A 26,409-nucleotide genomic window follows, 5' to 3' on the forward strand; every position below is an offset into this window, starting at 1 on the left:
CGTCGACTACCCCTCGACGCGGAAGGCGACACCTCATGCGTGTTCCTCATCACGCCCCCTTCGACGTACTGGTGCTCGGCGGTGCCGGGGTGGACACCATCGTCGAGGTCCCGCAACTGCCGCTGCCCTATGCGGACAGCTACCTGGTTCCGGCGATCACCACGCGGGCCGGGCAGACCGGGGACTTCCTCGCGCTCGGGCTGGCCGCGCTGGGGCTGCGCACCCACCACGTCGACGTGCTCGGCGACGACCCCGAGGGCGCGCTGGTGCGGGCCCTGCACGCCAGGGCGGGCATCGCTCTCACCGAACTGCCTAGCAGCACCGGCACCAAGCGGGCGGTCAACCTGGTCGGCCCGGACGGGCGGCGGCTGTCGCTGTACGACATCAGCCGCGGCGGCGAGCACGACCGCTTCCCCGAGCCGCTGCTGGCGGAGCTGGCCGCGGGCTGCCGGCACGTGCACGTGTGCATCACCCATCCGGGCTCGTTCGCCCTGGCGCAGCTCGCGGCGCTGGACGTGACCGTCTCCACGGACCTGCACGACTGGGACGGCGAGAACCCGTACCACGAGCAGTTCGCGGCGGCGGCCGATGTGGTGTTCGTCTCGGCCACCGCGCTGGCCGACCCCGCAGCCGCGCTGCGCCGGGTGCTGGCACTGGGTCGGGCCCGGATCGCCGTGGCCACCGACGGCGACCGCGGCGGCCACCTGCTGACCCGCGATGACCAGGCGGTACGCCGGTTCGCCGCGGTGCGGCCGCCGCGGCCGGTGGTGGACTCCAACGGCGCGGGCGACGCGTTCGCCGCCGGCTTCCTGTACGGTCTGACACAAGGCCTGCCGCCGGACGTCTGCGCACGTTACGGCGCGATCGCCGGGGCTCACGCATGCACGGTCGCGGCGACCGAAGTGGACCCGCTCGACCGCGCCGGACTTCTGGCACGCGCCGACACGTTTTGAGTGGTGCGTGTGCGGTTACATGGGGTGCATGAGCCTGCTGTTCCGCAAGACCTGGAAACTCGGCCCCCTGCGCCTGAACTTCACGCAGGGCGGCCTGTCCTCCTGGAGTCTCCGCATCGGCCGCTGGTCGTGGAACTCCCGCACCCGGGCACACCGGGTGGACCTGCCCGGCCCCTGGTCCTGGAAGCAGAACAAGGGTGGCGGGGACAGGAGCTGATCTGACCCGTTCCCGGTGCGCGCCGCTTCCGCAGGGCGCGCACCTTGCTGCGTTCAGCGGCCGGATGCTGTCGGTGGCCGGTGGTTACCTGGCAGAGGTAACCACAGGACTGAAAGGAGACCAGCCATGGCACTGGACTGGAAGGTCGTCATCGACTGCGCCGACCCGCACGCGCAGACGGCGTTCTGGGCGCAGGCCCTGGGATACGAGGTCGAGGACAACTCGGCCCTCGTCGAACAGCTCGCCGCGCAGGGCGCGATCCGCCCGGAAGTCTGGGTGGAGACCGGCGGCCGCAAGGCGTTCCGCGACCTGGTCGCCGTGCGCCACCCCGACGACCCGGTGCAGCCGTTCACCGGCGTCGGTCTGGGCCGCCGCCTGCTGTTCCAGCGGGTGCCCGAGCCCAAGCAGGGCAAGAACCGCCTGCACCTGGACCTGCACGCGGGTCCGGAGCGCCGCGACGACGAGGTCAAGCGCCTGGAGAGCCTGGGCGCGACGATCCTGCGCGAGGTGCAGGAGCCGGGCAGCCACCACGTGGTGCTGGCCGACCCCGAGGGCAACGAGTTCTGCGTGCAGTGATCAGACGGGCAGCGTCCACTGCTCGCGCACGCCGACGCGGCGGAACCCCAGCCGCTCGTTGATCGCCAGCATGTGGCTGTTCGACGGGTCGGTGGTGGTGTGCACGCGGCGCACCACCCCGCCGTCGGCGGCCAGCCGGCGCACCATCTCGGCCTTCATCCACAGCCCGAGCCCGTGTCCCCGGTGCGCGGGCACCACCACGGTGTCGTCCTGGTGGGCCAGTTCCGGGGCCAGCAGCGGGATCTCCAGCACGGTCAGCCCGGCCACCGTGCCGCCGGCCTCGTGCACCGCCGCCACCACCCGCCGCTGCACACCGGCCGCCCGCGCGCAGCGCTCCCGGGCCCGCACCAGCTCGGGCGTGTTCGGCGCGGCAAGGTAGCCGAGGCCGCCGTCGGGCGAGTCGGCCATCGCGTCGACGGCCGCGGCATACGAGGCCAGCAGCTCTTCGGGTGCCTCGTCGGACCAGCACACCAGCCGGTAGCCGGCGGCGGGGCGGTCGCCGAGCGCGGCCGGGTCGAGCGTGCCCAGGTCGGCTTCGGACTCCCACAGCTCCTGGGCCTTGCGCGCGCCGACCGCCGCCGCCCAGGCCGGGCCCGGGCCGCCCTGCGCCGCGCTCAGCACCAGCGTGTCCCGGCCCTGCTCGGACGCGGCCACGCGCATCGCGGCCAGCAGCGCGGACCCGTGACCCGACCGGCGGTGCCGCGGATGCACGGTCACCTCGGCGAAACCCCAGCCCAGGTTCTCCCGATCGGACAGGAACAGTTCGGCCAGCCCCACCACCTCGCCGCCGGCGCAGCCCAGCCAGTGCAGCACCCGACCGTCCGGGCGGGGTGCCAGCAGGGCCGCCGCCCGCGCCGCCGGGGGCAGGCAACGGTGCCCCGGATCGTCATGGGCGCCTGCGGCGGCAGCCACCTCGTGCCAGCACGCCAGTTGCTCGCGCAGCCCCAGCCGGGGATCGAACGGCGTCACACGCATACCGGTGTTGTAGCGTGCCGGACCCCGCTCACGCCAGCGGCTTTGCCCACGGCGAAGGGCGGCCCGGCGGCCCGCCCCCGTTGACAGACCGACAGGCCGCATCGCCACGCCCCAATGCGCTGGCCGCCATCCTGCGGGCGGCCGGTTGCGCGGCGGTTGCGCGCTGACTTGACCATCGAAGCGACGGTCGGACACCCTGGGCGGGACATGGGAGCAAGTGTGATCACCTTCGGCGTGCTGGGACCGCTGGCCGTGCACCGCGACGGGCAGCCGGTGGAGCTGCCGGCCGCGATGCTGCGCCGCCTGCTGGCTGCGCTGCTCAGCCGGGCCAACCAGCCGATCTCCGCGGACCGGCTGGCCGACACGCTCTGGGAGGGCAACCCGCCCGCCACCGCCCGCAAGACCCTGCAGGTGTACGTGCACCGCCTGCGCAGCGCCCTCGGCGACCCGGCCCGCGTCTCGCACGGTCCGGGCGGTTACCGGATCGCCGCCACCGCCGCCGAGCTGGACAGCCTCGCCTTCACCGACCTGCTCGGCCAGGCCAGGACATCGCGCCGGGCCGGGGACGACCACGCCGCCGCGAAACTGTTCGAGCAGGCGCTGGCGCTGTGGCGCGCCGAGCCGTACGCCGATCTGCCCGCCGACGCGCTGCTCACCGACGAGGTGGGGCGGCTGTCCGACGAGCACCTGCGGGCCCGGGAGGAGAGCCTCGGCCTGCGCCTGGACCTGGGCGGCCACGCCGAGGCCGGTCCCGAACTGGCCGCGCTGGCCGCCGCCCACCCGTACCGGGAGAGCCTGCTCGCCCTGCTGATGCTGGCCCACTACCGGGCGGGACGGCGCGCCGAGGCCCTGGAGGTGTTCCGGGCCGCGCGCGCCCGGCTGGCCGAGGAGCTGGGCATCGACGCGGGCGCGGCGCTGCGCCGGGTGCACGCCGCGGTGCTGCGCGACGACCCGCGCTTGGACCGTCTCACCGTGTCCGAGCTGGACACGCTCGCCGAGTCCGCCCCGGCCGGGCCCGGGGGCACCGTCCCGGCGCAGCTGCCCGCGGACACGCCCGTCTTCAGCGGCCGCACCGCCGAGCTGGCCCGGCTGGCCGGTCTGCTGCCCGCCGACCGCGCCGCCGGGCTGACCACCGTGGTGATCTCCGCGATCTCGGGGACCGCCGGGGTGGGCAAGACGACCCTGGCCGTGCACTGGGCGCACCGCGTCGCCGAGCGCTTCCCCGACGGCCAGCTCTACCTCAACCTGCGCGGCTACGACCCGGACGGCACCGCGATGGGGCCCGCCGAGGCGGTGCGCAGCCTGCTCGACGCGTTCGCGGTGCCGCCCGAGCGCATCCCGGCCACCCTCGACGGCAGCCTCGGCCTGTACCGCAGCCTGCTGGCAGGCAAGCGGGTGCTGGTGGTGCTCGACAACGTGCGCGACGCTGAGCACGTACGCCGACTGCTGCCCGGGTCGCCGACCTGCCTCGTGCTGGTCACCAGCCGCGACCAGCTGCCCGCGCTGGTCGCCACCGAGGGCGCGCGGCCGCTGACCCTGGGCCTGCTCGACGACGCCGAGGCGCGCGAGCTGCTCAGCCGCCGGATCGGGGCCGACCGCGCGGCCGCCGAACCGGAGGCGGTCGCGCGGCTGCTGCGCATGTGCGGGGGCCTGCCGCTGGCGCTGGCGGTCGTCGCCGCCCGCGCAGCGATCTCGGCCGAGGTGCCGCTGGCCGAGCTGGCCGAGCGGCTGCACGCCGAGGGCGCGGGCCTGGACGCGTTCACCGGCTGGGACGCCGCGACCGACGTACGGGCCGTGTTCTCCTGGTCCTACCGCGCGCTGAGCGCTCCCGCCGCCCGGATGTTCCGGCTGCTCGGCCTGCACCCGGGCCCGGATCTGGCGGTGCCCGCCGCGGCGAGCCTCGCCGGGGCGCCGCTCGCGGCGGCGCAGGCCGCGCTCGACGAGCTGGAACGGGCGCACCTGGTCACCGAGCACGTCCCGGGGCGCTACCAGTGCCACGACCTGCTGCACCTGTACGCAGCGGAGCTGGCCCAGGAGGACGAGCCCGAACCCGAGCGCCTCGCCGCGCTCGGCCGGCTGCTCGACCACTACCTGCACACCGCCCGGCGGGCTGATCTGCGGCTGGAGGCCGTCCGGCAGCCGCTGCCGGTCGACGACCCGGCCGAGGGCACGCTGGTCGACGACCCCGGCGACGCCGCGGCGGCGGTGCGCTGGTTCACCGCCGAGCACGCCTGCCTGGTGGCGGCGGTCAACCGCGCCGCGGCGGCCGGCTGGGACCGACGGGCCTGGCAGCTGTCCTGGCAGCTGACGACCTACCTGGACCGGCGCGGGCACTGGTCCGATCTGATCACCGTGCTGACCGCGGCGCTCGGCGCGACGGCCCGGCTCGGCGACCGGCCCGCCCAGGCCCACCTGCACCGGCACGTGGCCCGTACGCAGGTGCGGCTGGGTCGCCACTCCGACGCGCTGGCGAGTTTCCACGCGGCGCTGGAGCAGTACCGGGCGGTCGGCGACCACGCCGGGCAGGGCCACACCCACCACAACCTCGGCGTCGCGTTGGAGATGCAGGGCGACACCGAGCAGGCGCTGCACCACACCGAGCAGGCGCTGGCGCTGTACACCACCGCCGGTTACCTGCCCGGCCAGGCGCGGGCGCTCAACGGCATCGGCTGGTACCGCGGCCTCGCCGGCGACCACCGTGCCGCGCTGGAGCACTGCCATCGGGCGCTGGCCCTGTTCACCGAGCTGGGCGACCGCAACGGGCAGGCGCACACCCTGGACAGCCTCGGCTACGCCCACGCCCAGCTCGGCGACCACGCGCAGGCGATCGCCTGCTACGAGCAGACCCTGGCGCTGTACCTCGACTTCGGCGACCGCTTCGGCGAGGCGGAGACGAACGCCCACCTCGGCGACAGCCACCACGCCGTGGGCAACGCGCAGGCCGCCGCCTACTGGACCCGGGCGCTGGAGATCTTCGAGGAGCTCGGCCACGCCGAGGCCGCCACGGTGCGCGAGAAGCTGCGGCGGCCCGGCGGCTAGAGCAGCTCGATGACGGTGGCGTTGGCCATGCCGCCGCCCTCGCACATCGTCTGCAACCCGTAGCGGATGCCGTTGTCGCGCATGTGGTGGATCAGCGTGGTCAGCAGCCGCGCGCCGCTGGCGCCCAGCGGGTGGCCCAGCGCGATCGCGCCGCCGCGCGGGTTGAGCCGGGCCGGGTCCGCCCCCGTCTCGGCCAGCCAGGCCAGCGGCACTGGCGCGAACGCCTCGTTGACCTCGTACGCGCCGATGTCGCCGATGGACAGCCCGGCCCGCTTGAGCGCCTTGGCGGTGGCCGGGATCGGCGCGGTGAGCATGATCACCGGGTCGTCGGCGGCGACGACCGCGGTGTGGATGCGGGCGATGGGGGCGTACCCGTGCTCGGCGGCCCAGGCCGACGTCGTGACCGCGATCGCGGCCGCGCCGTCGGAGATCTGCGACGCGGTGCCCGCGGTGACCACACCGTCGGCCTTGAACGGGGTCGCCAGCTGGCCCAGCTTCTCCAGCGACGTCTCGCGCCGGATGCCCTCGTCGGCGTACACGTCGCCGACCGGGGCGATCTCCGCGGCGAACAGCCCGCCGTCCGATGCCGCGGCCGCCTTCTGGTGGCTGGCCAGCGCGTACTCGTCGAGCTGCGCCCGGCTGAAGCCCCACCGGGCGGCGATCATCTCCGCGCCGACGCCCTGGTTGAACGGCACGGGGGCGTCCCCGGCGAAGCCCGGCACCCCGGCGTAGCGGCTGCGCACCTCGGGCCCGTACGGGAAACCCAGCTCGCCGACCGACGAGCCCATCGGCACCCGGCTCATCGACTCCACGCCCGCGGCCACGACCAGGTCGGCCTGCCCCGACAGCACGGTCGCGGCGGCGAAGTGCACGGCCTGCTGGCTGGAGCCGCACTGGCGGTCCAGGGTGGTGCCGGGCACGGTCTCCGGCCAGCCCGCGGCGAGCACCGCGTTGCGGCCGATGTTCCAGGACTGCTCGCCGGTCTGCGAGACGCAGCCGAGGATGACGTCGTCCACGTCGGCCGGGTCGAATCCGCTGCGGTCGCCGAGGTCCTGCAGGATCTGCCCGGCCAGGTCGACGGGGTGCACGCTGGCCAGGCCGCCGTTGCGCCGGCCGACGGGGGTACGGACCGCTCCGATGATCACCGCATCACGCATGACAGCAGCCTACTGCGAAGTAACCTGAACGGTCACTCAGGTCCGCGGCGGCCTCCGGTCAGAACCGGAACAACCCCGCGACGAGCAGCACGACCAGCGCGCCGACCGTGATCCAGCGCGCCCGCGCCGACACCCGCCGGTCAGCCAGCAATGCACCCAGCGCGTACGCCGCCATGATGGCGACCACCCACAGCTGCGGTGTGCCCAGGAAGAACCTGCCCGCCAGGCCGAACGCCAGCAGCAGGAACACCAGCGGCCCGGCCACCGCGACCGGCCATGCCGGGCGCACCCGGGCCAGCCGCAGCAGGCCCCACATCGACACCGCCGCGCCCAGCAGGCACAGGAACATGATCCCGATCGCGTCGCCCAGGCACCGCATGCCCTCCCCGGTGCAGCCACGCAGCTGGATCACCGCGTAGGCCACGCCCATCCACACGGCCAGGGACACGAAGGCGCATCCCGCGGCGCGGGCCGCGCGGGCCGCCGGGCTCACTGCGGAATCGGGCTCGATGCTCGTCATGACCGACATCGTGGCAGACGGGAACCGGTCCGGGCACCGGCGCTATGGTTGGCCACCATGAGCCTTTACGACGTTTCGATCAAGACCCTGCAGGGCGGCGACGCCGACCTCGCCCAGTACCGCGGCAAGGCCGTGCTCGTCGTCAACGTCGCCTCCCGCTGCGGGCTGACCCCGCAGTACACCGGGCTGCAGAAGCTCGCCGAGGCGTACGCCGAGCAGGGGCTGGTCGTGCTCGGCGTGCCGTGCAACCAGTTCGCCGGGCAGGAGCCGGGCAGCGCCGAGGAGATCGCCGAGTTCTGTGACGTCAACTACGGCGTCACCTTCCCGCTGACCGAGAAGATCGACGTCAACGGCGCCGACCGGCACCCGCTGTACGACCTGCTCACCGAGACTGCCGACGCCGACGGCGAGGCCGGCGACGTCAAGTGGAACTTCGAGAAGTTCGTCGTCGACCGGTCCGGGACCGTCACCGCCCGGCTGCGCCCGCAGGTCACCCCCGAGTCGCCGGAGCTGGTCGGCGCCGTCGAGCGCGCCCTGGCCTGATCACGACCGGCCCTCGTCGGGCCGTACCTCCTCCGCCGGCTCGGCCACGGGCCGCTCGGGTGCCGCGGGCATCTCCTCGGGTCCCGCCTCCAGGGCGGGCAGCCCGTTGCGGGGATCCTGCTTGGGCACGTCGCGCAGGGGCAGGTACGGCTCGGCGTCGGGCGGCATGCCCGCCGCGATGGCCCGCGCCCGGCCCAGCTCGGCGTCGAACTTCGCCCCCAGCAGCACCGCGACGTTGGTCAGCCAGAGCCACACGAGGAAGGCGATGACCCCGCCGAGCGCGCCGTAGGTCCGGTTGTACGAGTCGAACGTCGCGATGTAGTACGCGAACCCGGCCGACACCGTGATCCAGGTGGCCATCGCCACCATCGTGCCCGGCGTGATCCAGCGGAACCCGCCCAGCCGCGCGTTCGGCGCGGCCCAGTAGAGCAGCGCCAGCAGCAGGTTGATCACCACCACCAGGATCGGCCACTTCGCGATGTCGAGGATCTTCACGGTGGTGTCCTCGACGCCGAACGCGCGCCCGACACTGGTGGCCACCCGGCCGCTGAGCACCACCGCGAGCGCGCTCGCGGCCAGCGACACCCCGGTCACCGCGGTGACGAACAGCTGCACCGGGACCGTCTTCCACAGCGGCCGGCCCTCCGGCACGTCGTAGATCACGTTCGCGGCGCGCATGAACCCGCCGATGTAGCTGGTCGCCGACCAGAACGCGATGGCCAGACCGACCGCCAGCGCGACGCCCGCCGCCCGCTGGTCGTAGCGCAGGTTGTCGATGATCTCCAGCACCGCGTGCCGAGCCGGCGGCGGCGTCAGCTCGCTCAGGTTCTCGGCGACCGCGTCGCTGGTCGGACGCCCGAACAGGCCCACCCCGGCGACCAGCACCAGCAAACCGGGCAGGATCGAGGTCACGCTGTAGTAGGTCAGCGCCGCCGCCCGGTCGGCCAGCTCGTCGTTGAGCAGCTCCACCACGGTGCGCCGGGCCACCCCCAGCCAGGCCCGCAAGCCCAGCTCCGACGGCCGCTCCGGCCCGCGGGCCAGGATGTGCAGCAGCCGCTCCCGGTGGGCCCGGCCCGGTTCCCTCGTACGCGCCACCGCTGCCTCCGCCACCGAACGATCGATACCCCCGTATGACACCAGAGGTGGGCGGCGCGCGACAAGGTCACGGTGGCGCAGCGTCGTCAGTGGATCACGCCCGCGCACCGAACCCGGCACGTATTATCAGGTCACCCCCGGTTACGCGGCGCACCGCAGTGCGCCGCGGCTAGCACGACGGGGGTAGGCGCATGGGCTGGAAGTACCACTCACCACCGGGATGGCCCACGCCGCCGGAGGACTGGACGCCCCCGGCGGGCTGGCGGCCCGATCCGGCCTGGCCACCCGCGCCCGAGGGCTGGCAGTTCTGGGTCAGCGACGGGGCCGACGACCCCACGCTGATGTTCGAACTGCCCGACGACGATTCGTTCACCAGCCTCGACGAACTCATCGGAGCTTCCCCGGAGACCGACGTACAGCCCGTGGCCGGCGTCACGGTGTCCGACCCGGTGCCGGAAGCGGCGCCTGCCTGGTCGGCGGCCGACGAGGTCGCCCAACCCGCCGCGACCGGCCCCGAGCCGTCCTTGCAGCCGGAGCCTGCCCTGGTGACGACCATGGACGGGGCCGAGCCGTCGGCTTCGGTGACGGCGATGGACGCGGACCCGCCCACAGCGGCCGTCGACGCCGCGCAGCCGGCGGCGAGCGGGCAGTCGGACCTTTTCCCGGCCGCGCAGCCGGTGCTGGCCGCGCAGACCGCGATGGCGATGGACGCGGCCGCGCAGGCGGCGTGGTCCGACGAGCGGCCGCAGCCGGCCTGGCCGGTCGATCCGGTGCTGTCGGCGGAACCGGGCTGGATCACCGAGCCCGCGCCCGAACCGGCCCTGCCCGATGCGGCCCCGCCGGCCTGGACCGACGAGCAGACCACCCCGGCCTGGGAGACCGAACCCGCCGCGTCCGCCGCACCGGTCTGGGCGAAGCCGGCCGGCGGCGAGGACGCGCAGGAGGCGGGCGACCGGATCGCGGAACCGGTGAGCGCCATGGCGGGGCAGATCCCGCCGTCATCCGAACCGGACACCGCACCAGCCGATCCCGAACCCGAACTCGTGGCCGCGAACGCGGTCGCCGGGCCTGAGCCGCTCGGCCCGGTGGACACACCCGGATTCGAGCCGATCGTGCCGGTGACCGGGCCGGTCACGCCGGTCTACGGGCCGGTCACCGCCCCGCCGCTGACCTCGGGCATCGCCTGGCCGTCGCCGGTGGACCCGCCGTCGGCGCAACCAGCCCCGGACACCGCGGTCGCCGCGCCCGTCGCGGGTGTGCCGGTCGCGGACGTGCCGGTGGCAGGCGGGGCCGTGCCCGCCATGGCGTTCGCGGCCGCGCCGCCGGACCCGGCGGCCGGTGGCACGCAGGGCCCCGACGGGGCGCACGTGCCGGCGCACGCGGCGACGCACGTGCCCGCGCACGCGGCTCCGGCCAGGCGCAAGCCCTGGTGGGTATGGGGGCTGGCCGGGGCGGCCGGGTTGCTGCTGTGCACCGTGGTCGGTGTCGGCGGCTTCGTCGCCACCCGGATCGGCGGCTCGCCCGGCGCGGTCGCCGACCCGAGCGCCACCGAGGTCGGCTCACCGCCCGACGCCCGATCCACGCAGCAGGCGCAGGGTCGGCCGATCCCGACGCCGAGCCGGCAGGCCGCCGAGGCGCTACCGCAGGACCAGGTCTTCGAGGGCACCGGGCCGCAGGTGGTGCCGGTCGAGCTGGGCAGCACCTTCCACACCGTCGCGCTCACCTACTCCGGCACGGGACCGTTCGTCGTACGCACCGTCAAGGCCGACGGCCAGGAGATCCAGACGCTGGTCAGCGCCGCGGAGAGCTACGAGGGCGTACGCCCGCTGGACCTGGGCGAGATGCGGCCCGACGCGGTGAGCATCCAGGCCGAGGGCGGCTGGCGCATGGTGGTGCGCCCGCTGGCGTCCGCGCAGACGTTCAGCGGCAACGCGTCCGGGGTGGGCGCGGACGTGCTGCTGATCCCGCGTACGGCGGCGGAGTCGGTCAAGGTCGCGTTCGACCACCGCGGCACCGGCAAGTTCACGGTGCAGGCGATCGGCTCGGACAGCGCCACGCTGATCAGCCAGGAGGGCGACTTCACCGGCGAGACGATGCTGCCCCGCGGCACGGTCGTGGTCGTGATCGACACCAACGGGGTGTGGACCTTCAGCCGCGAATAGCTGCGTACGATCACCGCCATGGGTCCGCTGGACGGCTTGAAGGTGCTCGAGGTCGGGGGGATCGGCCCCGGTCCGTTCTGCGGCATGTACCTGGCCGACCTGGGCGCGGACGTGGTACGGGTGGACCGTCCGGGCGGCGGCGTCACGGCCGTGGACCCGAGGTTCGACCTGCTGCAGCGCGGCAAGCGGGCGATCGCCGTGGACCTGAAGGACCCGGACGGTGTGGCCCTGCTGCTGCGCCTGGTGGACCGGGCCGACGTGCTGGTCGAGGGCTTCCGGCCGGGCGTCGCCGAGCGCCTGGGCTTCGGGCCGGACGTGTGCCTGCACCGCCGCCCGCAGCTGGTGTACGGCCGGATCACCGGCTGGGGCCAGGACGGGCCGCGGGCGCACACGGCCGGCCACGACCTCACCTACCTCGCGGTCACCGGCGCGCTGCACGCGATCGGCCGGGCCGGCGGGCCGCCGCAGATCCCGCTGAACCTGCTCGGCGACTTCGCGGGCGGCGCGATGTACCTGGTGGCGGGCATCCTGGCCGCGCTGTGGCGGGTGCGCGGCGGCGGACCGGGCCAGGTCGTGGACGCGGCCATCGTGGACGGTGTGGCCCATCTGACGGCGATGCAGTGGGGCATGCACGCGGGCGGCACCTGGCTCGACGAGCGCGGCGTGAACCTGTTCGACGGCGGCGCGCCCTTCTACGACGTGTACGCCACCGCCGACGGCCGCCACGTCGCGGTCGCCGCGCTGGAGCCGCAGTTCTTCGCCGAGCTGCTGGCCCGGCTGGACCTGCCCGCCGACACCCCGCAGTACGACCGGGCGTCCTGGCCGCGGCTGCGCGAGCTGCTGGCACGGCGCTTCGCGCAGCAGCCGCAGGCGCACTGGGCGCAGCTGTTCGCCGACAACGACGGCTGCGTGGCCCCGGTACTGTCGATGGGGCACGCGCCGACCGATCCGCAGCTCGCCGCCCGGAGCACCTACCTGGTGCACGACGGCGTGACCCAGCCCGCACCCGCGCCGCGCTTCTCGGCCACCCCGGCGGAGCTGGACCGTCCCCCGGCCCTGCCCGGCGAGCACACCGCCGAGGTCCTGGCCGACTGGTGCGGCTGATCAGGAGCCCGGCAGAGTCATGCGGAGCGGGCTCCGCATGACTCTGCCGGGTTGCGGCGCGTGATTAGCGTCGGGGCATGACGACGAGCATCGTGTACGACCGCAAGGAGCAGCTCCAGCAGATCCAGAGCGGGCTGCTGCCCGGCGAGCAGGTCATCGCCGTGTACGACGCCATCGGGACGGGCACGGGTTTCATCGGGCTGACCGACCGCCGGGTGATCATCCAGGACAAGTCCTTCGTGGGCAAGAAGACCGCCATCACCAGCATCCCCTATTCGAAGATCACCAGCGTGAGCGTGGTCAGCAACAAGTCCTGGGCGGGGCAGTTCTTCTCGACGGGCGCGATCGCCATCAACGTCGGCACGCACGTGTACGAAATGGAGTTCCGCGGGGACGAGAAGTCGCACCACGTCCACGATCTGATCCTGCACCGCATCACGAGCTGAGCAACCTCCCGGCCCTCGTCGCGCGTCTGGTGACGCGGCAGGGTTACGGCGACTGCCCGCGGATGGCAGGATGTCGCGTGACTCAGCGGGGACAGTCCGTAAGGCCGCGGCGTGTCGAGCCGCGGCCTCGGCGGGCATCGAGAACGGGAGAACGAGTCCATCATGGTCGGCGCCGACGCTTCGCGGCCGCTGCGGCCCAGCGACCCACGTGAGCTGGGCGGTTACACGCTCCTGGGCCGCCTCGGCGAGGGCGGCATGGGCAGCGTCTACCTGGCCCGCGACCCGCAGGACACCCTCGTCGCGGTCAAGGTGATCCGCGCCGACCTGGCCGGGGAGCCCGAGTTCCGGCAGCGTTTCCGCAGCGAGGTGGAGCGGGCCAAGCAGGTGCCGCCGTTCTGCACCGCCGAGGTGCTCGACGCCGACCCCGACCACGAGTCGCCGTACCTGGTGGTCGAGTACGTGGACGGCCCGAGCCTGTCCAGCGTCGTCCAGCAGCGCGGTCCGCTGACCCCGGCCAACCTGCACGGCCTGGCCATCGGCGTGGCCACCGCGCTGACCGCGATCCACGGCGCGGGCGTCATCCACCGCGACCTCAAGCCCAGCAACGTGCTGCTGGCCCCGGGGACCCCGAAGGTCATCGACTTCGGCATCGCCCGCGCGGTCGAGGGGCAGCCCGGCAACACCCGCACCGACCAGCTCATCGGCACGGTCGCGTACATGGCCCCGGAGCGCCTGGACACCAAGGCGCGCAAGGCGCTGACCCCGGCCGCGGACGTGTTCGCGTGGGGCGCGGTGGTCGCGTTCGCGGGCACCGGCCGGGTCACCTTCGCCGCCGACTCGATGCCGGCGGTCGCCGTGCGCATCATGACCTCCGAGCCCGACCTCGACGGCCTGACCGGGCCGCTGCGCGAGCTGGTCGAGGCGGCCCTGTCCAAGGACCCCGCCGACCGCCCGACCGCCCGCGACCTGCTCGACCGGCTGCTCACCCGGGGGCCGGACCGGGCGCTGAGCTCCGGCGAGCTGCCCCGGCAGGCGGCGGCGGCGGCCGCGGCGGGCAGCAAGTTCGCCGTGGTCGACGCCGACCTGACCAACCTGCAGCCCGAGGCCGGCCGCCGGCCGGGCGGCTCCCGGTGGGCCAAGCCGGTCGCGGCCGGGCTCGGTGCGACGACGCTGCTGCTGGGCGGCCTGACGGTGGCACTGCTGACCGGGGCGCTGCCGCTGCCGGCCGGTTTCGCGGCCGCGCCGTCCCCGACCGCCTCGCCCAGCGCCTCCCCCACACCGTCGCCGAGTCCGTCGCCGTCGCCCTCCCCGTCCCCTTCGCCTTCGCCGTCGCCGTCGGCCTCGCCGAAGCCGTCCAAGCCCGCGCCGTACCGGGTCGAGAAGCTGAACCGGGCGCAGAGCTGGACGAAGCGCGAGGACGACCCCGATGGGGCGACGTGCCGCTACGAGAACCAGTCGTTCCTGGTGACCACGCTGAAGGACTGGAGCTACCAGTGCAGCGGCCCGGACGACACGCTCGGCGACTTCCGGGTCGAGGTGGACGTGGCGCTGGTCGACGAGGGTGCCTGCGCCGGGATCTGGTTCCGGTATCGCGCCCAGCGGGGTTACGAGCTGCGGGTGTGTGACGACAAGGTCCGCATGATGCGCCACGCCGATGACGACCCGAGCAACGGCCGGACCCTGGTCGATTTCCCGCTGGACAAGAAACTGGAGCTCGGCCGGTTCCACCGGGTCGCGATCTCGGCCACCGGATCGGAGTTCCGCCTGTTCCTGGGCGGCAAGGAGCTCACCATGGCCGCGGGCGTCGTCGTGCCGGTGGTGAACACGCAGTTCCCGGAGGGCCGCGTGATCCTGGGCGTGTCCACCGAAGGCAAGATCGGCGTCACGCCGTGGCGGGTCCGGTACCGCGACATCTCGATGTGGCGGAGCGCCTTCTGAGCCGCTCGGCCGCGTTTAAGGTGGAGCGTGAAGGCAACCGTTGCGCCCGCGTGGCGGGCTGAGGGGTGACCCGGATGTCGGACGTGGAGGTCTTCGACTCCCGGCGCTGTGAGCTGGGTGAAGGGCCGCTGTACGCGCACCGGGACGGCCGGGTCTGGTGGGTGGACATCCTGCGCAGCCGGGTGCTGTGGCGCTCGGTGGAGGGCGACGAGTCCGGCGAGGTGAGCACCTCGGCGCACGTCGGCGCGGCGGTGCCAGCCTGCGGCGGCGGCTTCGTCGCCTGCCTGCCGGAAGGGCCGGTGCGCCTGCTGCCCGGCGGCGGCGAGCAGCGGCTGCCCGGCTTCCCCGGCGACACCGCCGGGCTGCGCGCCAACGACGCCAAGGCCGACCCGGCCGGGCGGCTCTGGCTGGGCACCATGGCCTACGACGAGCGCCCCGGCGCGGCGGCGCTGTACCGCCTGGACCCGGGCGCGGACGCGCTCACCACCGTGTTCACCGGGCTGACCATCAGCAATGGGCTGGGCTGGTCGCCCGACGGCACGACGATGTACCACATCGACACCCCCACCGGCCGGGTCGACGCCTACGACTACGACCTCGGCTCCGGCGAACCGGCGGCGCGGCGCACGCTGGCACGGATCGACGAGGGCCATCCCGACGGCATGTGCGTGGACGCCGAGGGCGGGGTCTGGGTGGCGCTGTGGGCCGGGGGCGCGGTGCGCCGGTACACCCCCGACGGGCGGCTGGACCGGGTGGTCGCACTGCCGACCCCGCTGGTGACCAGCTGTGCGTTCGCCGGACCCCGGCTGGACACGCTGGTGATCACGACGGCGTCGGTCGGGCGGCCCGACGATCCGCACGCCGGCCTGGTCTACGCCCACCAGCCGGTGGACGTGGCGGGCAGGCCTGCCGACTGCTTCCGGGGCTGAGCTTCTCCACACGGGACCACCCGCATACGCTTTAGTGAATCTTCCTCACTTCGGTATGCTGAGCTGCCTATATTCGTGGCTATGGTGCAGCGGTTAATCAGCGCTTTCGGCCGGTACAGCGGGATGCTCCGCACCGGCGTCCTGGGCGGGGTCGTGCTGGCCCTCGCCTCGCTACCGCTGGCCGTACCGGCGGGCATCGGAGCCATGAAGGGCGCGGCCATCTATCAGAACCTGCCGACCCAGCTCAAGGAGCATCAGGTCGGCCAGACCACGTACGTCTACGCCAACGACGGCAAGTCGCTGATCACGATGTTCTACGACGAGCACCGCAAGTTCGTGCCGCTCGGCTCGATGAACCAGAACGTGGTCAACGCTGTGCTCGCCGCCGAGGACGCGCGCTTCTACTCCCACATGGGCGTCGACTTCCAGTCCATCGCCCGCGCCTTCGTGGCCAACCGCCAGCAGGGCGAGGTCTCCCAGGGCGCGTCGACGCTGACCATGCAGTACGTGCGCATGGCGCTGCGCGACAGCGCCCAGACGGCCCAGGAGGCCGTCGCGGCCACCGAGCAGACCCCGCAGCGCAAGCTCAACGAGATCCGCCTCGCGATCAAGCTGGAAGGTCAGTGGACCAAGCAGCAGATCATGGAGGGCTACCTGAACATGGCCTACTTCGGCCACCGGGCGTACGGCATCTACGCCGCCTCCCAGATCTTCTTCTCCAAGGAGCCCAAGGACCTGACCCTGGTCGAGGCCGCCACGCTGGCCGGACTGGTCAAGGCGCCGTCGGCGTTCGACCCGGCGAACCAGACCGGCCCGGCCCTCGACCGGCGCAACTACGTGATCCGGCGGATGGCCGAGCTCAAGTTCATCACCACCGAGCAGGCCAACAAGGCGACCGCCGAGCCGATCAAGCTCAAGCTCAGCAGCCCGCCGCGCGACTGCGGCTCGGTGCCGGCGAGCACCCGCGACTGGGGCTTCTTCTGCGACTTCTTCAAGAACTGGTGGATGCAGCAGCCCGCGTTCGGGCCCAACCCGGTCGCCCGCCTGGACAAGCTGCGCACCGGCGGCTACAAGGTGGTCACCAGCCTCGACCCGCAGCTGCAGGCGTTCGGGATGAAGGATCTGCTGAGCCGGTCCAAGACCGACATGCGGCTGGCGTACGGCAACGTCGTCGTCCAGCCCGGCACCGGCCGGGTGCTCAGCATGACCGTCAACCGGGTCTACTCGATGGACCAGAGCAAGAACGGCCCGAACTCCGACCCGATCAAGCGGTCCTTCAACGTCAAGGGCAGCTACCCGAACACCGTCGCGCCGCTGCTCGGCGGTGGTGACATCCCGGGCTACCAGGCCGGATCGACGTTCAAGATGTTCACCATGCTCGCCGCGCTGGACTCGGGCATGAAGATGTCCAAGTCGTTCTACGCCCCGCACCGCTACACCTCGATCTACGTGGTGGAGCCCGGCGGGCCGGCCGCCTGCGGCAACCGCTGGTGCCCGTCCAACGCCAGCGGCAGCATGACCGGCAAGCACAACATGTACTCCGGCTTCGGCAAGTCGGTGAACACCTACTTCGTGCAGCTGGAGCAGGCGGTGGGCTCGGACAAGGCGGTGCGCATGGCCGAGCGGATCGGCCTGGTCTGGCACACCGACGTGGACCGGCTGCACGCCTCGCCCAAGCACGCCGACAAGTGGGGCGCGTTCACGCTCGGCGTGGCCGACACGACCCCGCTGGAGATGGCCAACGCGTACGCGACCGTCGCCGCCGAGGGCATGTACTGCAAGCCCAGCCCGGTGCTGTCGATCAAGGCCCCGGACGGCCAGGAGTTCACCGCGACCGTCGACGGCAAGCAGGTCGAGGCCGCCGCCCCGCAGTGCAACCGGGCGTTCAGCGCCGACGTCGCCCGCGCCGCCACCGACGCCGCGCGCTGCGTCACCGGATACAAGGCCGCCCGCGGCAGCTGCGGCGACTGGTCCACCGGTTCCCGGGTATACCCGATGATGGAGCGCCCGATCGCGGGCAAGACCGGTACCACCGACGACACCCGGGCCGCCTGGTTCGTCGGGTTCACGCCCGAACTGGCCGCGGCGAGCTTCATCGCCGACCCCGACTACGTCAAGAACGTGGCCGGCGACGGCAACTACAACATGCCGCTGGACGCGGTGACCAACTCACTGAAGTACGCCCTGAAGGACAAGCCGGTGCGCGACTTCAACCCGCCCTCCAGCGAGATCCTCAACTGATCCCACCGGACCGCCGCCCCACCCCGGTGCCCGGGGTGGGGCGGCGGGCGTCTCAGGACAGCACGGAGCGCTGCTCGGGGACCCGCCAGTCGGTCATCCAGGACTGCTCCAGCGCCAGCGCGTGGCACAGCGACTCGGTGTTCCACTGCTCGTGCGGCGCGGGCACGGCGACGGTGTCGGCGCGCAGCCGGCGGCAGGCGGCGTCGAACAGGCGCTGGTCATGCCTGCCGTTCCCGCCCTCCAGCAGCCGCCGCGCCTGCACCAGCTCCTCCACCAGCGCCCGCTCAACCTGCCCGGCCAGCAGCGGCGGCTTGGCGTCGACCTCGACCCGGCGGCCCAGCAGGGCGACCGCGGTCGCCGCCAGCACCAGCAGCACCGCGACCCGGTACGCCACCGCCAGGCCGTCCTGCAGCCCGCCCGCGGCCAGCGCCGCCGGCCGCGACCAGCCGAGCACGTCGGCCAGCCCGAGCATCGGCACCATGTCCACCAGGTGCCAGGCGTAGTCGGCCACCGCGGCGACCGCGACGTCCAGCGCGGGCAGCACGTCCGGGTTGGGCACCCGTCCGCCGAGTTCCATGTCGGCAGGCACCGCAGCCGGGGCATGTGCGCCCAGCCAGCCGGCCCGCCACGCGCCGACGGTGAGCACCGCTGCCAGCGCGGTGACGCCGGTCAGCCGGGGCACGACCGCGCGCAGTTCCCGACTGCGCGCCCAGCGGTGGGCCCACCGCACCCGGACGGCATGCGGGGCGGTCCGGCGCGGGCGCACCAGCCGCAGCAGCCTGCGGTGTAGCGGGTCGCCCAGCCAGGAGGGCAGGTCCAGGGCGGCGGGCTCGTGCTCGAACCGGGACGGCGGACGCCGCCAGGACCAGTACTCCCGGGCCACGGCTGCCTGCCGGCTCGCCTCGCTGCGCCGCCGCAGCCCGCGGGTGACCCGGACCAGCAGCGCGACCAGCGCCGCGCCCGCCGCCGCGAACAGCACCGGGCCAGGCACACCCGGCAGCACCGCCGCCGCCGCGACGACGCCCACGCCCAGCACCGCCGCGGCCGCCCACACGGCCAGGCGCAGCAATGTCGACAGGCCGACCCACAGCCACATCGCGGCTGGGAACGGCAGCACGCCGTCACGTTCCCGGCGCGGCAGCCGTTCTGTCCGCACGGCCAGCTCGTTGACCCTGGTGAAGTCCGGCTGCAGACGCGTCGTCCCGCCGACGGTCCTGACGTCCATGGCGCTCCCCGGCTCTTCCGCGCACGGCGCGGCAACGGTATTCAAGCCGCAGACTAGGGCAAATCATCGCCATTGACAGTCAACTGTCTTACACCTGGACGGACAGGATGTGCGACACAGTAGCCCGGACCGGTGGAACCGCCCCCACCCAGGTGAAACTCCCACCCGCACGGGTCATGATCGTCCGACTTGCCTGGCACTCGTGCGTATCTTGTGCGCGCTTTCGCCCACATGCCCGGCAACTCGGACGATCATGGGCGCGCCGCGCCCCGGCCCGCGCGGGCTGCGGGCCGTGGGCAGTGGGCAGTGGGCAGTGGGCCGAGGGCTCCGGACTCGCGACCGTGAGCAGCCACGATCCGGGCTCGATGATGGGAAGGGCACCTTCCACAACGCATAGCGATGTGAAGGTGCCCTTCCTTTCCTCGTGACGGTCAGAGGTGGGTGAACCAGGTGCGGGCGGCGGCGACGCCGGGGGCGGCGCCGAGGGCGGCCATCAGGGCGACGCGGGCCTTCTCCGCGCGCATGCCGTAGGCCGGGATCGCACCCAGGCGCACGGCCATGCCCATGTCGCGGGGCGGCTCGCCCGGACCCGGCCGGTGATGACTGCGGGAGGCGACGACCACCGGGATGTCGTCGTCGAGCAGGTCGCTGATCGCGGCGAGCAGGCTCGCCGGGATGTTGCCCTGGCCGGTGCCCTCCAGCACGAGCCCCTGCACGCCGCGGTCCGCCAGGCCGCCGAGCACGTCGGGGTCCATGCCCGGATAGGTCTTGACCAGCGCGACGTCCCACTCGGGCTCGCCGCCGTACGGCGGACGCGGTGGCGCGGCGGTCAGCCGTTCGACCCGGCCGTCCACGACCCGGGCCACCGGGCCGTACGGCGCCGAGGTGAACCCGCCCGGCTCGGACGCATCGGCCAGGGTGACCCAGCGGGCGGCGTGCAGCTCGCCGGCCGCGCAGACCACCGCGCCGAGGCCCCGGGTCGCCGGCTCCGCCGCGGCGGTCAGCGCCGCCGCCAGGTTGCCCGGCCCGTCGCTGTCCTGGTCGTCGAGCGCCCGGACCGCGCCGGTCAGCACGATCGCGGCCCGCTCGGCGGCCGGACCCGCCATGAGGTCCACCAGGTAGGCGGTCTCCTCGACGGTGTCGACGCCGTGGGTGAGCACCACGCCGTCGTACTCCCCCGCGGCCTGCCGCACCCGGCGGCCCAGCGCCAGCATCGTCGTCGGCGAGATGTCCCAGCCCGGCTCGGAGGTCACGTCCACGACGGTGACCTCTGCGCCGACCGGGCCCGCCGCGGCCAGCAGCTCCGCGCCCGACGCGACGGACTCGCGCCCGGCGCGCCGCCGGTACGCGATGGTGTCCTTGGTGGCCAGCAGCAGGACCCGGCTGCCCATGTGGACTCCCTCTGACCTAGGCGGGTGGGTTGAGGGCCGAGGGCAGGCTCACGCGGCCGCCCAGGGCCAGGAACACCCGCAGCACGGCGTATCCGGCCAGGGCCACCAGGCCGAGTCGGGCGATGGTGAGCACCACGTGCCCGAGCGCGTCGATCGTCTCCGGGAAGGTGTCGACCCAGCCCAGGCCGCCCAGACCGATCAGGAACGTGACGCCGCCGAGCACGATCGCCACGGCGTACTCGATCAGCGCGACCAGCGCGAAGATCTTCGCCCCGGTCAGCTGCGGGCTCAGGTGCGTGGCGATCAGGACGGCCAGCAGCGGGAAAGCCATGAGGAACAGGTCCAGGAAGCCGGCCGACTGCGAACGGGAGATCAGGGTCGAGTTCTGCGCGGGCAGGATCCAGTGCAGGAACTGGAAGCCGAGGTGGAGCGCGGCGTAGCCGAGCAGCGCGAGCGTGAACAGCAGCCGCAGCGGCTTGATGCTCTGGTCGGCCGCGGCGGTGACGGGGGCGGTCATGGCGGCATACTAAACGCGCCGTACGCACCGGACAAAAGATCGGCCGGGCCGCGCGGGCGGCCCACAGCAGCCGCACTGCGCGCCGCGGCCGATCCCTCCGGCCCGCGTCCTGCGTCAAACCGGCCCTTGAGCAATGGCTGACGCTGACGCCCTGCCGGTCAGATGCTTATCGTCGCCGCCGACCCGTGTGTGTCTGCCGTGCCTGGCTCTGCATCGGAATCCGCACGCCGACGTCTGCCACCGAATCCGGTGAGGGCCGTGAAGGCGGCTCGCCGGGTACGTCACTGAGGACAGCTCAGCCTTCCCCTGAAAAGAGGTGGTGTTGGCTAGCGCTGCCCTTTCTTGTTCTTCCTGTTGATCCTGTTGGGGCGCGTTGCGGGTTGGCGTGAGGCTCTAGGCCCGAACCACCACCACGGCAGGGAAAAGACCGCACCCAGTGCGACGGCCCCGAAGCCCATCTGAAATACCCAGGACGAGCCCGACATGTGCGCAGTAGTGCTGTTCGGCCCACTGACCCGTGCCGGGACCGGATCCGATGGTCGATCTTCAAAGAATTCCTTGAAGGCAATGTGGTCAATCATTACCGATTCGTCGAACGAACGAAATGTTCCTGCGCAGTCCCAGCCGATCTGACCTCCTGTCCGGCCGAGTTCAGGCTCGCACTCAGTGATCGTTACAGTTCCAGCCATGCCTCCCCACGTCGCGCGAAGGTTGTCGATGCCGATGGGCAGAATCCAGACGGACATGGCCAGGAAAATCCCGCATAGGGCGAGCGGCACGATGTTGAGCCAGCCCATTTCACGAGCTTCCTGCACGCGCATTCGAAAGGCGGCCTTGATCGTCTGAGGCATCGCCCGAAGGTATCAGCCCTGTTCTCCCGTCGACGCGGTGAACCGATCCGCTGTTGCGTGGGTTCATTGCCCCAGGAATATCGGCAAAGCGCCAGCTTTCACCCTTCGTACGCGCAGCGCTCGCAGCACAGGAAACGGCAGCGCCCCTTGGCGCGACCATGCGGCCTACGACCCCGCCCATGGCCAACCAGCGCGCCCGATTGCAGCGAGTCGACCCGAGCACGATCGGCGTGCCGCTTGACGAAGATCGTACAGGTGTTCGAGAATGCGCAGGTGAAGCACAGGGCACAGGCGATCGTCGCGGTACACCTGATCCTCCGGCGCGACGACGACGTGCTGCTGGGTCTGCGTGTCAACACGGGCTGGTCCGACGGGTGCTGGCACCTGCCGGCCGGGCACCTGGAGGCGGGCGAGTCCCCACTGGACGCGCTGGTGCGCGAGTCCGCCGAGGAGCTCGGCCTCACCCTCGACCCGGCGCACGCCGACCTCGTGCACCTGCTGCACTACCACGAGTCCCCGCCGCGGTTGAACCTGTTCTTCCAGGTGCGGCAGTGGTCGGGCAGCCCGGTCAACGCCGAGCCGGACAAGTGCGCCGACCTGCACTGGTTCTCGCTGCGCAAGCTGCCCACGCCGCTGGTCGGCTACACCGGCGCGGCGCTGGCGCGGCTGCGAGACGGCACCCCCTACAGCGAGTGGGCCGAGGCCGGGTCCGCCGCGCGGTAGGCCAGGTGCCGCAGCCCGCGCCGCACCCGCACGCGCGAGCCGAAGCGCAGCTCGCCGAGCCAGTCCGGCGCACTCTCGCCGCGTAGCCAGGCGTAGTTGGCCAGCGCGTACGCGTACAGCGGCCGGGTCAGCCCGGCTCGGCGGCGCGACCGGCGCACCGCCGCCCGGGAGCCGAAGACGCCCAGCCCGAAGTAGACGGTGACCAGGTCGGCGAGCCGCTCGGCGTCGGGCTGGTCGGGCTTGACGCGCCCGTCGCCGACGAGCAGCACATGCCCCAGCTCATGCGCGATGGTCGCGACCAGCGGCACCGGGTCGGCCGCGTGGCCGAACGCCACCCCGATCACCGGGTGGCCGTCGCGCAGCCGCAGGTGCCCGTCGGGCACCTCGCCGGCGTGCAGCTCCAGCTCCACCCGCACCGGGTCGACGCCCATCCGCACGCAGATCGCGTCGAGCAGGGTGCGCGCCTCCTGCACACCGCCGGCGTAGCCGGCGGGCACCAGGTCTGCCGGGCGCACCGGGGGCAGTTCCAGCGGCCCGCGGCCGAACTCGCCCACGAGCCACGTCAGGGACGACGCCACCCAGGCGTCCTCCTCGGGACTGACGGGGCACCGGGGACCGAACCAACGCATGATCAGCATTGTGCGACGCGCGCGCCACTATGAGCTAGTGCCTGGGCGGCAGTCGTCCGCATCCGGTCCGCGCCGGACGAGGTTCGGCCTGGTCAGCGGGCTGCTGCCGCGGTCGGCAATCCGACCGTACAGTTTGCGCGGCGCACGGCCGCCCGCGTGTCCGCACCGCCGCAGGCAGCGGTGCGGACAACGTTGGGAAGGGCACCTTCCACAACGCATGGCGATGTGAAGGTGCCCTTCCTTTCTCAGGGGTGGAGGTAGGTGGTGTCGGCGCCGATCTTGCCGGGGGCGGGGTTGCCGGGCAGGGAGAGGACGTAGACGCGCAGGTTGCCCTTGCCGGAGGCGGTGGCGGTCAGGGTGCCGTTGGTGACGGTGATCGACGTGCCGGTGACGGCGTCGGTGTAGACGCCGTTGGGGATGCCGGTGAAGGTGGCGCTGCCGGAGACGGTGACCAGCGCGAAGCTGTCCACCGCGCCGCTGGTGTAGCGGCGCTTGTAGGCCATCTGGCCGGACACGCCCTCGGTGGAGTACTGGCCCATCTGCAGCGCGGGCACCGCTCGGCGGATCTGGTTGAGCCGCTGCAGGTGCTTGACCAGCGGCTTGTTCAGGGTCGTCGCCACCGCGCCGGACGCCGAGGAGACCACGCCGAAGTCGGGGGCGGTGACGCTGCCCTCGACGTTCGCGCCGTAGTAGGCGCGCCCGGTGCCGGCCAGCGGGCAGCTCGGCCCGCAGTCGATCTGCTTGCCGGCCTGGAACTCGATCTCCGAGCCGTAGTACAGCGTGGGCACGCCGCGGAACGTCCACATCAGCGACATGTTCTCGGCCCAGGCGTCGGTGCCCCCGGCATAGCGGGTGCTGGACTTGTTCGGGCCGTAGTCGTGCGAGTCGACGTACACCACGTTGTAGGTGGCGTCGTTGACGCTGTCGTCGCTGTCCTTGCCGTTGTTGAAGGCGTTGGGCGCGTCGCCGAAGTTCATGTGCATACGCATGTCGATGATGTTCATGCCGGAGAACTGCGTGCGATCGGGCGCGTGGTAGACGTTGCCCTGCAGGAACGCGTTGGTGCTGGTGGGCTGGTTGCCGGTGCCGAGGTTGTTCTCGTAGTCGAACTGCTCGATCGCCGCCGTCACGTCGTCGGCGCTGTAGGTCGCCCGCTCCTTCCAGGTGAAGAACTGGGCGGAGTGGTTGACCGAGCCGCGGTTCCACTTGTCGTTGACGAACGCGGCGACCTCGCCGAAGACGTAGAAGTCCTTGGCCTTGGCCGCGCCGTACTTACTGATCAGCTTCTGCTCCAGGGCGGGCAGGAAACGCCGGTTCCAGGTCACGCGCGGGATGTGCACCGCGGTGTCGATGCGGAACCCGTCCACACCCATGTCGATGAACCGGTGGTACGCGTCGATCAGGTACTGCTGCACCGCCGGGTTCTCGGTGTTGAAGTCGGCCAGGTCCTCGTGCAGCCAGCAGCTGCGCGCGTCCTCGCCCTCCCAGTTGCCGATCCAGCACTGGTGGTACAGGTTGCTCGGGAACATGCCACTGGTCGGGCTCGGCCACTGGCAGTTGTACACCTTGTAGCCCTCGGCGCTGTAGAAGCCGCTGAACGTGCCCCAGTTGCGGCAGGTGTTGCCCGCCGGTTCGGGGGTCGACCACAGGTCGCCGGTGTAGTAGCTCTTGCCTGAGTTCGGTTCCACGGACAGGCCGTCGTAGGTGAACGACGGGTTGGGCACGTCGTAGTACCAGCTCCACTGGCTGTCGCGCACGCCGTACACGGTCGGCGTGAACAGGCCTTCGGCGCCCCAGCGGGAGCTGTGGTTGTACACCACGTCCTGGTAGATCTTCAGGCCCTTGGCATGCGCGGTGTCGATGAGGTTCTGGTAGCTCGCGCCGGGCGACTCCAGCCGGGCGTCGATCCGGAAGAAGTCGTAGCCGTGGTAGCCGTGGTAGTCGTAGTCGGACCGGTTGAGCACCACCGGCGTGATCCAGATGGCGGAGAAGCCCAGGCCCTTGATGTAGTCGAGCTTGGAGATCAGGCCGGAGAAGTCGCCGCGGAACATCGGGTCGTTGTTGGCGGCGTTGCCGGACTTGGTGTGCTGGCTGCCGCCGCGGTTGTTGGCCGCGTCGCCGTCGTAGAACCGGGCGGTCATCACGAAGTAGATGGCGTCCTTGCGCGGGTCGCCCCCGAGCATGGTGCCGGTCGTCGTGGGCGGCGGGGTGCTCGGTGAGGTCGACGGCGTCGGTGACGGCGAGGCCGAGGGCGAGGTCGACGGGGACGGCGAGGCGGTGGCGCAGGGGTCGCCGGTGCCCTTCACGCCGCCGGACACGGTGACGTTGCCCGTACCCAGGCTGTAGTTGGCCCCGTTGTTGTTGTCCCAGGTGCCGGAGCCGTTGTTGAACACCACCTGCAGACCCGTCGCCGTGCCCAGGCTGATGGTCTTCTTGCGCCACCCGGTGCAGGCGGCGTCCATGGCCACGCCCGGCACCGCCGTCCACGAGCCACCGGTCGGCGCGTAGTGGATGTTCACCGTGCTCCAGGCCGTGTTCGGCTGGTAGAACACGGTCACGTTGTTGCCGGACGAGGACGGCGTGGGCGACGGCGAGGCGGTGGCGCAGGGGTCGCCGGTGCCCTTCACGCCGCCGGACACGGTGACGTTGCCCGTACCCAGGCTGTAGTTGGCCCCGTTGTTGTTGTCCCAGGTGCCGGAGCCGTTGTTGAACACCACCTGCAGACCCGTCGCCGTGCCCAGGTCGATGGTCTTCTTGCGCCACCCGGTGCAGGCGGCGTCCATGGCCACCCCGGGCACCGCCGTCCACGACCCGCCCGTCGGCGCGTAGTGGATGTTGACGGTGGTCCAGGCGGTGTTGGACCGGTAGAACACGGTGACGGTGTTGGCGGCCGACGCGGGCAGCGTCAGCAGCGGGATCAGGCTCGCGACGAGACCGGTCAGGGCGAGCAGCATTGCTCCCCACCGGGCGCGAGCACGACGTCGAGCGCTCACGACAACTCCTCACACGGGGCCGTGCGGCATCGACGGAGGCCGGTTCATCCTCGGTGGAAACGGACACCGTTCTTGCGCAAGGCGATTGAAAGTTTCTGAAAGCTAGCAACAGATTTCGGGCATGTAAAGAGCCGCACATATCTATGGCATGCGCTTGACCCGCCGACCTGCTCCGCAGGCCGGTT

General features: G+C 72.4%; 22 protein-coding genes. 12 read left to right on the forward strand and 10 right to left on the reverse strand.

Translation table 11 applies throughout. The features are described from left to right. The first annotated feature begins 35 nt into the window (after positions 1 to 35). The 3 genes from AB0B66_RS25600 (at position 36) to AB0B66_RS25610 (ending at position 1,746) form a co-directional block, all read left to right on the forward strand. Positions 36 to 953, forward strand: coding sequence for a PfkB family carbohydrate kinase (locus AB0B66_RS25600; RefSeq protein WP_360534602.1), 918 nt, complete (start codon positions 36 to 38; stop codon positions 951 to 953). A 28-nt stretch (positions 954 to 981) separates the two neighbouring features. Then, entirely contained in the window at positions 982 to 1,170 is a 189-nt protein-coding gene (locus tag AB0B66_RS25605; protein ID WP_360534604.1) for a DUF4236 domain-containing protein, read from the forward strand. Between the two features lie 126 nt (positions 1,171 to 1,296). After that, complete coding sequence (locus AB0B66_RS25610) at positions 1,297 to 1,746, forward strand: VOC family protein (protein ID WP_360534606.1); 450 nt, start codon at positions 1,297 to 1,299, stop codon at positions 1,744 to 1,746. Here AB0B66_RS25610 and AB0B66_RS25615 read toward each other — a convergent pair whose 3' ends face one another. Then, complete coding sequence (locus AB0B66_RS25615; RefSeq protein WP_360534608.1) at positions 1,747 to 2,721, reverse strand: GNAT family N-acetyltransferase; 975 nt, start codon at positions 2,719 to 2,721, stop codon at positions 1,747 to 1,749. 207 nt (positions 2,722 to 2,928) lie between these two features. Here AB0B66_RS25615 and AB0B66_RS25620 point away from each other — a divergent pair, with 207 nt between their 5' ends. Then, positions 2,929 to 5,760 (forward strand): BTAD domain-containing putative transcriptional regulator, encoded by a 2,832-nt coding sequence (locus tag AB0B66_RS25620; protein ID WP_360534610.1) that lies wholly within the window; start codon positions 2,929 to 2,931, stop codon positions 5,758 to 5,760. On the opposite strand, the gene AB0B66_RS25625 is transcribed toward AB0B66_RS25620, so the two are convergent. Further along, complete coding sequence (locus AB0B66_RS25625; protein WP_360534612.1) at positions 5,757 to 6,917, reverse strand: acetyl-CoA C-acyltransferase; 1,161 nt, start codon at positions 6,915 to 6,917, stop codon at positions 5,757 to 5,759. The genes AB0B66_RS25620 and AB0B66_RS25625 overlap by 4 nt on opposite strands. Positions 6,918 to 6,975: 58 nt before the next feature. Beyond that, positions 6,976 to 7,437 (reverse strand): hypothetical protein, encoded by a 462-nt coding sequence (locus AB0B66_RS25630; protein WP_360534614.1) that lies wholly within the window; start codon positions 7,435 to 7,437, stop codon positions 6,976 to 6,978. 57 nt (positions 7,438 to 7,494) lie between these two features. Here AB0B66_RS25630 and AB0B66_RS25635 point away from each other — a divergent pair, with 57 nt between their 5' ends. After that, positions 7,495 to 7,980: a glutathione peroxidase gene (locus AB0B66_RS25635; RefSeq protein WP_360534616.1), complete on the forward strand. Its 486-nt coding sequence runs from the start codon at positions 7,495 to 7,497 to the stop codon at positions 7,978 to 7,980. On the opposite strand, the gene AB0B66_RS25640 is transcribed toward AB0B66_RS25635, so the two are convergent. Continuing rightward, complete coding sequence (locus AB0B66_RS25640; RefSeq protein WP_360534618.1) at positions 7,981 to 9,075, reverse strand: YihY/virulence factor BrkB family protein; 1,095 nt, start codon at positions 9,073 to 9,075, stop codon at positions 7,981 to 7,983. Positions 9,076 to 9,266: 191 nt separating this feature from the next. Here AB0B66_RS25640 and AB0B66_RS25645 point away from each other — a divergent pair, with 191 nt between their 5' ends. The 6 genes from AB0B66_RS25645 (at position 9,267) to AB0B66_RS25670 (ending at position 17,895) form a co-directional block, all read left to right on the forward strand. After that, positions 9,267 to 11,237 carry a hypothetical protein gene (locus AB0B66_RS25645; RefSeq protein ID WP_360534620.1) on the forward strand — a complete coding sequence of 657 codons (1,971 nt, stop codon included), beginning with the start codon at positions 9,267 to 9,269 and terminating at the stop codon, positions 11,235 to 11,237. 18 nt (positions 11,238 to 11,255) lie between these two features. Beyond that, on the forward strand, positions 11,256 to 12,341 hold the full coding sequence (locus AB0B66_RS25650; RefSeq protein ID WP_360534622.1) for a CaiB/BaiF CoA-transferase family protein: 1,086 nt from the start codon (positions 11,256 to 11,258) through the stop codon (positions 12,339 to 12,341). Positions 12,342 to 12,418: 77 nt separating this feature from the next. Beyond that, the gene (locus AB0B66_RS25655; protein ID WP_360534624.1) at positions 12,419 to 12,787 is read left to right on the forward strand and encodes a PH domain-containing protein; all 369 of its coding nucleotides are present in this window, start codon (positions 12,419 to 12,421) and stop codon (positions 12,785 to 12,787) included. 162 nt (positions 12,788 to 12,949) lie between these two features. Next, the gene (locus tag AB0B66_RS25660; protein ID WP_360534626.1) at positions 12,950 to 14,725 is read left to right on the forward strand and encodes a serine/threonine-protein kinase; all 1,776 of its coding nucleotides are present in this window, start codon (positions 12,950 to 12,952) and stop codon (positions 14,723 to 14,725) included. A gap of 74 nt (positions 14,726 to 14,799) precedes the next feature. Next, positions 14,800 to 15,654, forward strand: coding sequence for an SMP-30/gluconolactonase/LRE family protein (locus AB0B66_RS25665; RefSeq protein WP_360534628.1), 855 nt, complete (start codon positions 14,800 to 14,802; stop codon positions 15,652 to 15,654). 81 nt (positions 15,655 to 15,735) lie between these two features. After that, positions 15,736 to 17,895 (forward strand): transglycosylase domain-containing protein, encoded by a 2,160-nt coding sequence (locus tag AB0B66_RS25670; protein ID WP_360534630.1) that lies wholly within the window; start codon positions 15,736 to 15,738, stop codon positions 17,893 to 17,895. Between the two features lie 52 nt (positions 17,896 to 17,947). Here the strand turns inward: AB0B66_RS25670 and AB0B66_RS25675 are convergent, their stop codons facing one another. The 4 genes from AB0B66_RS25675 to AB0B66_RS25690 form a co-directional block, all read right to left on the reverse strand. Further along, on the reverse strand, positions 17,948 to 19,120 hold the full coding sequence (locus AB0B66_RS25675; protein WP_360534632.1) for a hypothetical protein: 1,173 nt from the start codon (positions 19,118 to 19,120) through the stop codon (positions 17,948 to 17,950). A gap of 431 nt (positions 19,121 to 19,551) precedes the next feature. Beyond that, positions 19,552 to 20,511: an asparaginase domain-containing protein gene (locus AB0B66_RS25680; RefSeq protein ID WP_360534634.1), complete on the reverse strand. Its 960-nt coding sequence runs from the start codon at positions 20,509 to 20,511 to the stop codon at positions 19,552 to 19,554. 16 nt (positions 20,512 to 20,527) lie between these two features. Further along, positions 20,528 to 21,028 carry a hypothetical protein gene (locus AB0B66_RS25685; RefSeq protein ID WP_360534636.1) on the reverse strand — a complete coding sequence of 167 codons (501 nt, stop codon included), beginning with the start codon at positions 21,026 to 21,028 and terminating at the stop codon, positions 20,528 to 20,530. A gap of 326 nt (positions 21,029 to 21,354) precedes the next feature. After that, complete coding sequence (locus AB0B66_RS25690) at positions 21,355 to 21,879, reverse strand: hypothetical protein (protein WP_360534638.1); 525 nt, start codon at positions 21,877 to 21,879, stop codon at positions 21,355 to 21,357. A 273-nt stretch (positions 21,880 to 22,152) separates the two neighbouring features. On the opposite strand from AB0B66_RS25690, the gene AB0B66_RS25695 reads away from it, so the two are divergent. Next, positions 22,153 to 22,602 (forward strand): NUDIX domain-containing protein, encoded by a 450-nt coding sequence (locus AB0B66_RS25695; protein ID WP_360534640.1) that lies wholly within the window; start codon positions 22,153 to 22,155, stop codon positions 22,600 to 22,602. On the opposite strand, the gene AB0B66_RS25700 is transcribed toward AB0B66_RS25695, so the two are convergent. Together AB0B66_RS25700 and AB0B66_RS25705 are read right to left on the reverse strand one after the other, a co-directional pair. Continuing rightward, positions 22,563 to 23,231 (reverse strand): hypothetical protein, encoded by a 669-nt coding sequence (locus AB0B66_RS25700; RefSeq protein ID WP_360534642.1) that lies wholly within the window; start codon positions 23,229 to 23,231, stop codon positions 22,563 to 22,565. The genes AB0B66_RS25695 and AB0B66_RS25700 overlap by 40 nt on opposite strands. Positions 23,232 to 23,476: 245 nt before the next feature. Further along, complete coding sequence (locus AB0B66_RS25705) at positions 23,477 to 26,224, reverse strand: carbohydrate binding domain-containing protein (protein WP_360534644.1); 2,748 nt, start codon at positions 26,222 to 26,224, stop codon at positions 23,477 to 23,479. Between the last annotated feature and the right edge of the window lie 185 nt (positions 26,225 to 26,409).

The organism is Catellatospora sp. NPDC049111 (genome assembly GCF_040648615.1).
GTDB classification, from domain to species: Bacteria; Actinomycetota; Actinomycetes; order Mycobacteriales; family Micromonosporaceae; genus Catellatospora; species Catellatospora aurea.